Here is an 11,693-nt window from a genome sequence, read left to right on the forward strand (position 1 = left end):
CAGCGACTATGAAATTTGTCTCTTTTAATATCAACGGCCTGCGTGCCCGCCCTCACCAGCTCGAAGCGATTGTTGAGCAACATCAGCCAGATGTGATCGGCTTGCAGGAGACAAAAGTTCACGACGATATGTTCCCGCTCGAAGAGGTAGCGAAGCTGGGCTATAACGTTTTTTACCACGGTCAGAAAGGCCACTACGGCGTTGCGCTGCTGACCAAAGATACGCCGGTGTCGGTGCGTCGTGGCTTTCCGGGTGACGGTGAAGAAGCACAGCGTCGTCTCATCATGGCTGAGCTGCCTTCCCCGCTGGGTAACATCACAGTGATTAATGGTTACTTCCCGCAGGGTGAAAGCCGCGACCACCCGACCAAATTCCCGGCCAAAGCCAAATTTTATCAGGATCTGCAAAACTACCTTACGACCGAACTCAACAAAGATAATCCGGTGCTGATCATGGGGGATGTGAATATCAGCCCGACTGATCTGGACATTGGCATTGGCGAAGACAGCCGCAAGCGCTGGCTGCGCACCGGGAAATGTTCCTTCCTGCCGGAAGAGCGCGAGTGGATGCAGCGCTTGCTTGACTGGGGGCTGGTGGATACCTTCCGCACCGCTAACCCGGAGACGCAGGATCGCTTCTCGTGGTTTGACTACCGCTCTAAAGGCTTCGATGACAACCGGGGCCTGCGTATTGATCTGCTGCTGGCGAGCGCCCCCCTGGCCGAACGCTGCATCGAAACCGGTATCGACTATGATATTCGCAGCATGGAAAAACCGTCCGACCATGCGCCGGTATGGGCAACGTTCAAGCTGTAATCCTCAGTGAATATAAAAAAAATCAGTCTCCTGTGCGCCCTTCTGGGCGCATTTGTTTTAATCGTTGTTTTGCTTCCTCCGGGCATGCTCTCCCTCGACACGCTAAAAATACACCAGCAAACGTTGCTCGATCGTGTGGAGCAGGCGCCCCTTCAGAGCGCGCTGATCTATTTTGCGGTTTACGTTCTGGTCTCTGCGCTGTCGATACCCGGGGCTGCGCTTCTGACGCTGCTCGGCGGGGCGATTTTCAACCTGTGGGAGGCGACGCTGTTGGTGTCATTGGCCTCGACGCTCGGCGCCACGCTTGCCATGCTCGTCAGCCGTTATCTGCTGCGTGACTGGGTGCAACGGCGCTTTGCCGCACAGATGAACACGATCGATGTGGGGATGGTTCGCGATGGCGCGCGCTACCTTTTTGCCCTGCGCCTGATGCCGTTGTTTCCGTTCTTTCTGGTCAATTTGCTGATGGGGCTAACCCGTATCCAGGTGCGTCACTACTGGTGGGTCAGCCAGCTTGCGATGCTACCTGCCACCGTCATTTATCTGAACGCCGGACGCGAGCTGGGAAAACTCACCACGCTGCGCGATATTCTGTCGCCGGGACTGCTGTTCGCCTTTACACTATTAGGGTTATTACCGCTGGTCACTCGCTGGCTGTTTTCCCGTTACATCCCTTCGATTAAAAAGTGAGGCATTATGCGCCGGGTGCGTTTTTGCGCGTTTCTGACGAGTCTGCTGCTGGCAACCTCTGCCTTCGCCGCAGAAAGCTGGCAATCCATTCAGCAACAGGCCACCGGGCAGACCGTCTGGTTTAACGCCTGGGGCGGTGACGAGGCCGTTAACCGCTACCTCGACTGGGTGAGCGGCGAGATGAAAACGCACTACGCCATTAACCTGAAGATCGTTCATCTGGCCGATGCCGCCGATGCGGTGAAGCGGATCCAGACGGAACAGGCCGCAGGACGTAGCAGTAACGGGTCGGTGGATCTACTCTGGGTAAACGGGGAAAACTTCCGCACGCTGAAGGAGGCAAACCTGCTGCTCACCGGCTGGGCGCAAACCCTGCCCAACTGGCATTACGTCGATACCCGTAAACCGGTCACGGAAGATTTTGCCATCCCGACCGATGGGGCGGAATCCCCATGGGGCGGCGCGCAATTAACCTTCATCGCCCGTAAAGCGAGTATGCCGATGCCTCCGGCAGATCCCCACGCGCTGCTGGCTTACGCTCAGCAGCACCCTGGCAAGGTGAGCTATCCGCGACCGCCGGATTTTACCGGCACGGCGTTTCTTGAACAGCTTCTGCTGGCATTGACCGCCCATCCGGAGGCGTTAAAAAACGCGCCGGACGGCACCTTTGCAGAGATCACCGCGCCGCTGTGGGACTATCTTGATACGCTGCATCCCCTGCTGTGGCGCGAAGGGAACGATTTTCCTCCGTCGCCTGCGCGCATGGATACGCTGCTGGCCAGCGGCAGCCTGAACCTGTCGCTCACCTTTAACCCCGCTCATGCGATGCAAAAGGTGGCGAGCGGTGAACTGCCTGCCGACAGCTACAGTTTCGGCTTTCTCAAAGGCATGATCGGCAACGTCCATTTTGTCGCTATCCCGGCAAATGCCAGTGCGAGCGCAGGGGCGAAAGTGGTGGCAAATTTCCTGCTGTCACCGCAGGCGCAGATCCGCAAAGCCGATCCTGCCGTCTGGGGTGACCCGAGCGTGCTGGATGGTGCCAAACTACCTGCGAAAGCGGCAAAACAGCTTCATGCCTTTACCCCTTCAGGCACGCCTGATGTGCTTCCCGAACCGCACGCCGCCTGGGTTAACGCCCTGGAGCAGGAATGGCTTCGCCGCTACGGAACCCACTAAGCGGGCTGGTCTGGGCGGCAATGGCGGTCATCTATCTGCCACTGCTTCCCGCCAGCGGCATGCTGCTGGCCCCGGCGTTTTCTCTCAGTAACTGGGCGGCGCTGTTTGCCGACCCGCAGCTGCCGCAGGCGCTGGCCGCTACGCTGGTATCAACCCTCATCGCGACGCTGGGTTCACTGTTTATCGCCCTGAGCCTGCTTGCGCTTCTCTGGCCGGGTGATGGCTGGCAGCGCCTGAGCACCCGTCTGCCGTGGCTGTTAGCCGTGCCGCACGTCGCCTTCGCCACCAGCGCGCTGCTGCTGTTTGCGGAAGGCGGTCAGTTTTACCGGATCTGTACAGTCTGTTCGCCGCAGCTTGACCGCTACGGTATCGGGCTTGGCCTGACGCTTGCGGTCAAAGAGAGCGCGTTCGTTCTGTGGGCAATCTACGCCGCGCTGCCTGAAAAGCGCCTCGCACAGCAGAAAATTGTCCTGCATACCTTCGGCTACGGACGAATGCAGGCGCTCAACTGGCTCGTCCTCCCGGCTATCGCCCCCGCGCTGGGCGCCGTGATGCTGGCGGTGCTCGCCTGGTCGCTTTCCGTGGTGGATGTGGCGATCGTGCTCGGGCCGGGCAACCCACCTACGCTGGCGGTGCTGGCCTGGCAGTGGCTCACCCAGGGCGATGCGCAGCAGCAGACAAAAGGAACGTTGCTGTGTCTGGTGTTGCTCCTGCTGCTGGCCGCACTTGCCGCGGTGGGATACAGCCTCTGGACGGCTTGGCGGCGCGCCCAGCCTGACGTCTCGGGGGTACGTCGCGCTTCGCATACCGCGTTGCCCGCACGGACGCTGGGCGGGTTACTGCCGCTGTGCGGCGTGCTCTGTGCGCTGGTTCTGCTGATGCTGGCACGCCGGGGCGACATCGGCCCCGTCAGCGACAGCCTTTCACTGGGACTGCTGTCCAGCCTGACAGCGCTGGCCATCCTCATGATCTGGCTTGAGTGGGGACCCCAGCGCGGCGCGGTGTGGATCTGGCTGCCGCTTGCCCTCCCGGCGCTGCCCCTCGTGTCCGGGCAGTATGCCGTGGCGCTGTGGCTGGGCATCGACGGCCAGTACGCTGCGGTGCTCTGGAGCCATATGCTCTGGGTTCTCCCGTGGATGCTCCTGGTGCTGCAACCGGCCTGGCGCAGGCTCGATCCCCGGCTTATCCTCACCGCCAGAACGCTGGGCTGGCGACAGGCGAAAATTTTCTGGTTAGTGAAATGTCCCCTGATGGTTCGTCCGGCCCTGCTGGCCTTTGCGACCGGCTTTTCCGTGAGCATGGCCCAGTACATGCCCACCCTCTGGCTGGGAGCGGGTCGTTTTACTACTCTGACGACGGAGGCGGTCGCCCTCAGCAGCGGCGGCAGCGTTCCGATCCTCGCCAGCCGGGCGCTGGGTCTGTTGCTGTTGACCAGCAGCGTATTTGCCCTTGCCGCGCTGCTCGCCCGGTTCGTGGGCCGTCACAGACAAGGATTACGTTAATGCTGAACGTGAAAAATCTCACCATTGCGCCACTCTTACGTGAGGTCAACTTCCGCGTCCCGGCAGGGGAGATTCTCACGCTGATGGGACCCTCCGGGAGCGGGAAATCGACCCTTTTCGCCTGGATGGTGGGCGCGTTATCCGCTGATTTTAAGGCGCACGGCGAGCTGTGGCTGAACGATCGTCGCTGCGATATGCTCCCCGTGGAAACGCGCGGGATCGGCATTCTGTTTCAGGATGCCCTGCTGTTTGACGCCTTCAGCGTGGGGCAAAACCTGATGCTGGCGTTGCCGGCGCACATTGCCGGACGCGCGCGGCGCGACGCGGTAGAGCAGGCTCTTGAATCTGCCGGGCTGGAAAACCTCTACGCCAGCGATCCGGCGACCCTTTCCGGCGGCGAGCGCGCCCGGGTCAGCCTGCTGCGCGCCCTTCTCGCCCAGCCGCAGGCATTGCTGCTCGACGAACCGTTCAGCCGACTGGATAAAACGCTCCGCGCTTCATTCCGGGCGTGGGTATTCGAAACCACTCGCCAGCGCAAGATCCCGGTGGTGCTGGTCACGCATGATGAGGAAGATATCCCGCCCGGCGGAGAGGTGTTTGAGATTTCTCGCTGGCAATAATGTGCTAACGCAATGTTTTTGGCTTCAGGAGAGACGACAATGCCACCCTCTTTTAATGACGTCAGGTTTTTCGATGAAACGTGTTTCTCAACTGACCGCGCTGGCTCTGATCTGCGGCCTCGCCTCACTCTCCTCCATGGCGGCTGATATGCCCCACTCCCTCACGCTGGACCAGCTCCAGGCGCAAAACGGCGCGGTAATTGATACGCGCGTCAGTGCGTTCTTTAACGGCTGGCCGCAGACGCTGCGCGGAACGTCCGGGCATGAACCCGCCGCGCTTAATCTCTCTGCAGGCTGGCTTGGGGCAATGAGCGATGAACAGCTCAGCGGCTGGGCAAAACAGCATCGGATTACGCCCGACATGCCGGTTGCGCTCTATGGCAACGATGATGACAACAAGACCGTCAAAACGCGGCTGGAAAAAGCGGGTTTTACCCACGTTTCCATCCTGAGCGATGCCCTGCAACAATCCGACCGTTTGCAACGTCTGGCACATTTTGAACAGCTGGTTTATCCGCAGTGGATCCACCTGTTGCAGCAGGGCAAACCCGTTACCGCCGCACCAGCCGGAGAGTGGAAGGTGATCGAGGCTGGCTGGGGTGCGCCGAAGCTTTATCTCCTGAGCCACATTCCCGGCGCGGGCTACATCGACACCAATGAAGTGGAAAGCGAACCGCTGTGGAATAAGGTCGCTGACGAAAAGTTGAAAGCGATGCTGGCGAAGCACGGGATCCGTCACGATACCACCGTCATTCTGTACGGTCGCGACGTATATGCCGCCGCGCGCGTGGCGCAGATCATGCTCTACGCGGGCGTGAAGGATGTGCGTATTCTGGACGGCGGCTGGAAGGCATGGTCAGACGCCAGCCTGCCCGTTGAGCGCGGAACGCCTGAGAACGTGAAGCCAGCCCCTGATTTTGGCGCGCCGATCCCGGGCCAGCCCCGGCTGATGGTGGATATGGAACAGGCCCGGGGAATGCTGCACCGTCAGGATGCATCCCTGGTGAGCATTCGTTCCTGGCCAGAGTTTATCGGTGAAACCAGCGGCTACAGCTATATCAAGCCAAAAGGTGACATTGCCGGTGCGCGCTGGGGCCATGCGGGTAGCGACGCGACCCACATGGAAGATTTCCACAATCCGGATGGCACCATGCGCAGCGCCGATGATATTGCCGCCATGTGGAAGACGTGGAATATCCTGCCGGAGCAGCACGTTGCGTTCTACTGTGGTACCGGCTGGCGCGCGTCTGAAGCCTTTATGTACGCCCGCGCCATGGGCTGGCAAAACGTTGCCGTCTACGACGGCGGCTGGTACGAATGGAGCAGCCATCCGCAGAACCCGGTCTCCACCGGGGAGCGTGGACCGGAGAGCGCACGCTAGCGGGGGAGTGACTTTAGCGTCACGTAACCGCTCCAGATGCGCGTTGTGGTGGTCAGCCAGCACAACGCGCCAAACGCCCAGGCGAACAGCGTGAAGTGTGCCGGAAACAGGCAGCACAGCACAAACAGCGCGATGGTCTCCGTTCCTTCCGTTAATCCTCCAATGTAATAAAGCGACTTGTGCGCGTAGCCGGCGTTGTCGATATTATGCTTCCCCGCCAGCGCGGCAAAGGCCAGGAAACTGCTGCCCGTCCCCATAAACGCGAACAGCAGCCAGGCGGCGGCGATCGCATTGTCAGCCGGAGCGGCCAGCGCGAAGCCAAACGGTACCAGCGCGTAAAACAGGAAGTCGAGGGCGATATCAAGAAATCCTCCCGCGTCCGTCAGGCCACGGCGACGCGCCAGCGCACCGTCCAGACCATCCAGCAGCCGGTTCAGCACAATGGCGACCAGCGCCGCCAGATACCAGCCCAACGCCAGAAACGGTAACGCCAGTACGCCAATCGCAAACCCGGCGAGCGTTAACCCATCAGGCGTAATAAACGGTTTATCCAGCGCGGCGGCCAGCTGATTTAACCCGGGCTTCAGCCGTGGATGCAGATGTTTATCCAGCATGCGGTTCACCTTTAAACGTGGCACACAGGCCCTGAGCCGGGATATCCAGCGCGGCGTTAAAGCGGGCGGAAAGGTTCTGAAAGGCAATCAGAGCCGTCATTTCGGTGATAGTCTCTTCGCTAAAGTGGCGCTTCAGCTGGTTTTTGATATTTTCATCCACCTGAGGCGGCGTGGCGGTGACCGCTTCCGCATAGGCCAGCGCCGCGCGCTCCTCTTCGCTGAACAGGGTGGAATTTTGCCAGTCGTTGACGGCCTGCACTTTATCCAGCGCCCCGCTCCGCTCGGCCAGACGCAGGCTGTTGGCATCAATACAAAATGCGCAGTGGCAGATCTGCGAGACCCGCGTCATTAGTAACGAACGCAGAACCGGCGTCAAACGCGCCTTGCGCCGCTCCAGATAGCCAACAAATAGCGCTACCAGCCAGAAAAGACGCGGCATACGCCCCCACCAGCGCGTGGGGTTCAGCACCGCGCCGAAGTGTTTTTTCTGCATGGCAGCAATGGGCTTGAGGCTGACGGGAAGGGTTTCCATGGGCGCAACCCAGGCGGCTGTCTCTTTCACCTGATTCTCCTGATGACTGGACTCTTTGGCAGGGCACGATAATATGTCGTTTTTCGCTATTAATTATTGACGAACATGCTGAAAACACTCGATGTTGTTGCGGCCATCCTCGAAAAAGAGGGCAAGATCTTGCTGGCGCAGCGTCCCGAACATGCCGATCAGCCAGGAATGTGGGAATTTGCGGGCGGAAAGGTTGAAGCCGGTGAGACCCAGCAGGAAGCGCTGATCCGCGAACTACGCGAAGAGCTCGGCATTGAAGCCGTGCCCGCGCGGTATGTGGCAAGCCACCAGCGGGAAGTGTCGCAGCGGCTGATCCACCTCCACGCCTGGCACGTGCCGGAATTTAGCGGCGAGCTGAAGGCGCACTACCACTCGGCGCTGGTGTGGTGCACGCCAGAAGACGCGTTCACGTATGATTTAGCCCCGGCGGATATACCGCTCCTGGAAGCGTTTATTCTTTTACGCGACGCCAGACCAGCGGGTTTGTACTGAGGGTGCGCTCATCACGCTGGCACTGCAACAGCACGCCATCCGCCCTGACCACTGCGCCTTCGGAATAGTTTTGATCCTGATAGATACAGCACTGATTACACGGCTGCGCACGCTGGCCGCCAGCGCTAAAAACCTCTGGCGGTACGTTAACTTCGACATCCGGGCGAATACGATCAGCCTGTGCCCCGGCGGACACCATCAAACATAACGCGGCCATTGCGAAACGGTTCATAGACTTAATTTCCTTTGCATCGTTTATATCTATAACGGTAGATCCTGGCGGGATCTTTAATTTATCTCGTCATCGCTTTTGGTTATGACGCGCGGCTTGTCATTAATTTCCCTTTCGGCCTAAATTTCTGCTTGCCTCTCAAAGCGGTGCGGGTGGTATAGTCAAAAAAACGACACAAAACATCTCCGCCACACGCACAAATTATTATAAGAGGTTCTTATATCTATGGATCAGACACGCTCTCTGGAAAGCTTTCTTGCCCATGTTCAGCAGCGCGACCCGCACCAAAGCGAGTTTGCCCAGGCCGTTCGTGAAGTCATGACCACCCTGTGGCCCTTCCTTGAGGAAAATCCGCGCTACCGCCAGATGGCGCTGCTTGAACGTCTGGTGGAGCCGGAGCGCGTCATCCAGTTCCGCGTGGCGTGGGTGGACGATCGCAATCAGGTACAGGTCAACCGCGCGTGGCGCGTGCAGTTTAACTCCGCCATTGGGCCGTTTAAGGGCGGGATGCGCTTCCATCCCTCGGTGAACCTGTCGATTCTGAAATTCCTCGGCTTCGAGCAGACCTTTAAAAATGCGCTCACTACCCTGCCGATGGGCGGCGGTAAAGGCGGGAGTGATTTCGATCCGAAAGGCAAGAGCGAAGGCGAAGTGATGCGCTTCTGCCAGGCGCTGGTCACTGAGCTCTATCGCCACCTTGGGCCGGACACCGACGTTCCTGCCGGGGATATCGGCGTGGGTGGTCGTGAAGTGGGCTTTATGGCCGGGATGATGAAAAAGCTCTCCAACAACAGCGCCTGCGTCTTTACCGGCAAAGGTCTGTCGTTTGGCGGCAGCCTGATTCGTCCGGAAGCGACGGGTTACGGTCTGGTCTATTTCACTGAAGCGATGCTTAAGCGTCACGGGCTGAGCTTCGAGGGGATGCGCGTGGCGGTCTCCGGCTCCGGCAACGTGGCGCAGTACGCTATCGAGAAAGCGATGGCGTTTGGCGCGCGCGTAGTGACCGCCTCCGACTCCAGCGGCACCGTGGTGGATGAAGCTGGCTTCACAGCAGAAAAACTGGCGCGTCTGTGCGAAATCAAAGCCAGCCGTGACGGCCGCGTGGCGGATTATGCCCGAGAGTTTAGCCTGACCTATCTGGAAGGTAAACAGCCGTGGGGTGTGCCGGTGGATATCGCCCTGCCGTGCGCGACGCAAAACGAGCTGGATGTGGATGCCGCCCGGACGCTGATTAGCAATGGCGTGAAGGCGGTAGCGGAAGGGGCAAATATGCCCACCACCATTGAAGCGACCGATCTGTTCCTGGACGCGGGCGTACTCTTTGCGCCAGGCAAGGCGGCGAACGCGGGCGGGGTGGCAACATCCGGTCTGGAAATGGCACAAAACGCCGCGAGAATGGGCTGGAAGGCGGAGAAAGTGGATGCCCGTCTGCACCACATTATGCTTGATATTCACCATGCCTGCGTGGAGTACGGCGGTGAGGCTTCACAGACCAACTACGTGCGCGGCGCCAACATCGCCGGGTTCGTGAAGGTGGCCGATGCGATGATCGGGCAGGGTGTGATTTAGTTTCGCTGCATTCTCGCCCTTGCAGGCCCGGTAAGCGTTAGCGCCACCGGGCTTTTTTCAGGCCGCAGAGCTGCTTTTTGCCGGGTGGCGGCTTCGCCTTACCCGGCCTACGGTTTAAGCGGTGGTATTTTTGGCTGCGCTTTTTTTCTTTTTGAACGGTTTCTTCGCCCCGCCACCCGGGGCAACCATCCCCCGGAATCGCTTCACTGGCGTGCTGCGCGCCTGATCAATCAGCTGATAAAGCGTCCCCACCAGCGGCTGCATAAAGTCCTGGTAACGGCACTGCTTTTCGCTGATCTGCGTCAGCACCGACTCCCAGTGCGCGGTCATGTCCGGTCTGGCGGCCAGCTCTGGCAAGGAGTGAATCAGTGCCCGGCCCGGCTCTGTCGAATGGATATAGCGCCCTTTTTTCTCGAGAAAACCACGCTTAAACAGCAACTCGATAATCCCCGCGCGGGTTGCTTCCGTACCCAGACCGTCGGTGGCGCGGAGGATCTTCTTCAGATCTTTATTCTGCACAAAACGGGCGATCCCGGTCATGGCCGAAAGCAGCGTCGCATCGGTGAAGTGGCGCGGCGGCTGGGTCTGACGTTCAACCACTTCGCCTTTTTCGCACAGCAGTTCATCGCCTTTGGCTACGACCGGCAGCGGCGTGCCGTCGTTCTCTTCGTCACGCTCTTTGTTGCCGAGCAGCGTGCGCCAGCCCGCTTCCGCGAGGAAACGCGCTTTGGCGATAAATTTGCCTTTGGCAATTTCCAGCTCAATAACGCACTTGCGGAAAACCGCGTCCGGGCAGAACTGCATCAGATACTGACGCGCGATCAGGTTATAGACCTTTGCTTCGTTGTCGTTCAGGTTGACGTTGCTGGTGCGCGCCGTCGGGATTATCGCGTGGTGGGCATCGACTTTTTTATCGTCCCAGCAGCGGTTATGGGTATCCGGGTTTACCGCCGGCTGCGGCAACAGATCCGGCGCATGGACACCAATGGCATTCATCACCGAGTGGCGTCCGGCGAAGTGTTCCTCCGGCAGATAGCGGCTGTCCGAACGCGGATAGGTGATCAGCTTGTGGGTTTCATAGAGCTTCTGGCAGATATCGAGCACGTTCTGCGCGCTCAGGCCAAACTTTTTCGCGGCCTCGATCTGCAACGCCGAAAGGGAGAACGGCAGCGGTGCGGGCTCTGATTCCCGTTTGTCGTTATAGCTGGTAACGATCGCGGGCTGGCCGGTAATGCGGTTAACCACGTGCTCCGCCAGCGGACGATGCAGCAGCCGTCCCTCTTCGTCCTGATATGACTCACAGGCATCGCTCGGCTGCCAGACGGCGGTAAAGCGTTCGTCTTTCGGCGTGACGATATGCGCTTTGACTTCGAAGAAGTCTTTGGCGACGAAATTTTCGATCTCTTCGTCGCGACGCACCACCAGCCCCAGCACCGGGGTTTGAACACGCCCAACAGAGAGTACGCCCTGATAGCCCGCATTGCGTCCCAGGATGGTGTAGGCGCGGGTCATGTTGATCCCGTACAGCCAGTCGGCACGCGCACGCGCCAGCGCGGAGACACACAGGGGAATAAATTCGCTGTTGGCGCGCAGGCGCGAAATCGCGCGCTCCACCGCCTGCGGGTTGAGGTCGTTAATTAAACAGCGCTGCACCTGCTGGCGCTTTTCCGGTGCCAACTCCAGGTAGTCGAGCACTTCGTCGACAAGCAGTTGCCCTTCCCTGTCCGGGTCACCCGCGTGGACCACTTCCGTCGCCTCATGCAGGAAACGCTTAATGACGTTGAGCTGTTTGGTGACGGAAGGACGCGGTTGCAGACGCCACTTTTCCGGCACGATCGGCAGATCGTTGAGGTTCCAGCGGGCGTAGCGGTTGTCGTAGACATCCGGCTGCGCCTGTTCAAGCAGGTGACCGATACACCAGGTGACCACCTGCCCGTTACCGCATTCGATAAAGCCATCACCTTTGCGATGCGGCTTGGGCAGCACGTCGGCGATGGCTCGCGCCAGACTCGGCTTTTCGGCAATAAACAACCGCATCGA

Annotated in this window: 12 protein-coding genes; 8 read left to right on the forward strand and 4 right to left on the reverse strand. The window is 59.6% G+C overall.

The features are described 5' to 3' along the window. The first annotated feature begins 8 nt into the window (after positions 1–8). The 6 genes from xthA (at position 9) to IPZ49_RS21035 (ending at position 6,184) form a co-directional block, all read left to right on the forward strand. A complete protein-coding gene (gene xthA / locus IPZ49_RS21010) occupies positions 9–815 on the forward strand; it encodes an exodeoxyribonuclease III (protein ID WP_023299900.1) in 807 nt (268 codons plus the stop codon). 6 nt (positions 816–821) lie between these two features. Then, positions 822–1,505 (forward strand): TVP38/TMEM64 family protein, encoded by a 684-nt coding sequence (locus IPZ49_RS21015; protein ID WP_063146075.1) that lies wholly within the window; start codon positions 822–824, stop codon positions 1,503–1,505. 6 nt (positions 1,506–1,511) lie between these two features. Then, a complete protein-coding gene (locus IPZ49_RS21020) occupies positions 1,512–2,681 on the forward strand; it encodes an ABC transporter substrate-binding protein (protein ID WP_074143088.1) in 1,170 nt (389 codons plus the stop codon). Further along, on the forward strand, positions 2,654–4,183 hold the full coding sequence (locus tag IPZ49_RS21025) for an ABC transporter permease subunit (RefSeq protein ID WP_045621418.1): 1,530 nt from the start codon (positions 2,654–2,656) through the stop codon (positions 4,181–4,183). The genes IPZ49_RS21020 and IPZ49_RS21025 overlap by 28 nt, the downstream gene beginning before the upstream one ends. Further along, a complete protein-coding gene (locus IPZ49_RS21030) occupies positions 4,183–4,803 on the forward strand; it encodes an ATP-binding cassette domain-containing protein (RefSeq protein ID WP_063146076.1) in 621 nt (206 codons plus the stop codon). The genes IPZ49_RS21025 and IPZ49_RS21030 overlap by 1 nt, the downstream gene beginning before the upstream one ends. 73 nt (positions 4,804–4,876) lie before the next feature. Beyond that, the gene (locus IPZ49_RS21035; RefSeq protein WP_063146211.1) at positions 4,877–6,184 is read left to right on the forward strand and encodes a sulfurtransferase; all 1,308 of its coding nucleotides are present in this window, start codon (positions 4,877–4,879) and stop codon (positions 6,182–6,184) included. Here the strand turns inward: IPZ49_RS21035 and IPZ49_RS21040 are convergent. Both IPZ49_RS21040 and IPZ49_RS21045 read right to left on the reverse strand, forming a co-directional pair. Further along, entirely contained in the window at positions 6,181–6,798 is a 618-nt protein-coding gene (locus tag IPZ49_RS21040) for a CDP-alcohol phosphatidyltransferase family protein (RefSeq protein ID WP_063146077.1), read from the reverse strand. The genes IPZ49_RS21035 and IPZ49_RS21040 overlap by 4 nt on opposite strands. Beyond that, positions 6,788–7,360: a carboxymuconolactone decarboxylase family protein gene (locus tag IPZ49_RS21045; RefSeq protein WP_038415879.1), complete on the reverse strand. Its 573-nt coding sequence runs from the start codon at positions 7,358–7,360 to the stop codon at positions 6,788–6,790. Before IPZ49_RS21045 ends, IPZ49_RS21040 begins: the two co-directional genes overlap by 11 nt. Before the next feature lie 75 nt (positions 7,361–7,435). On the opposite strand from IPZ49_RS21045, the gene IPZ49_RS21050 reads away from it, so the two are divergent. Next, positions 7,436–7,852 carry a pyrimidine (deoxy)nucleoside triphosphate diphosphatase gene (locus IPZ49_RS21050; protein ID WP_022647800.1) on the forward strand — a complete coding sequence of 139 codons (417 nt, stop codon included), beginning with the start codon at positions 7,436–7,438 and terminating at the stop codon, positions 7,850–7,852. Here the strand turns inward: IPZ49_RS21050 and IPZ49_RS21055 are convergent. Beyond that, positions 7,812–8,084 (reverse strand): YnjH family protein, encoded by a 273-nt coding sequence (locus tag IPZ49_RS21055; protein ID WP_022647799.1) that lies wholly within the window; start codon positions 8,082–8,084, stop codon positions 7,812–7,814. The genes IPZ49_RS21050 and IPZ49_RS21055 overlap by 41 nt on opposite strands. 225 nt (positions 8,085–8,309) lie before the next feature. Between IPZ49_RS21055 and gdhA the strand changes: the two genes are divergently transcribed. Next, complete coding sequence (gene gdhA / locus IPZ49_RS21060; RefSeq protein WP_023305947.1) at positions 8,310–9,653, forward strand: NADP-specific glutamate dehydrogenase; 1,344 nt, start codon at positions 8,310–8,312, stop codon at positions 9,651–9,653. 114 nt (positions 9,654–9,767) lie between these two features. On the opposite strand, the gene IPZ49_RS21065 is transcribed toward gdhA, so the two are convergent. Then, entirely contained in the window at positions 9,768–11,690 is a 1,923-nt protein-coding gene (locus IPZ49_RS21065; protein ID WP_063146079.1) for a DNA topoisomerase III, read from the reverse strand. Positions 11,691–11,693: the final 3 nt, after the last annotated feature.

It is taken from the genome of Enterobacter cloacae complex sp. S2 (genome assembly GCF_015159675.1).
Lineage (GTDB): Bacteria > Pseudomonadota > Gammaproteobacteria > Enterobacterales > Enterobacteriaceae > Enterobacter > Enterobacter intestinihominis.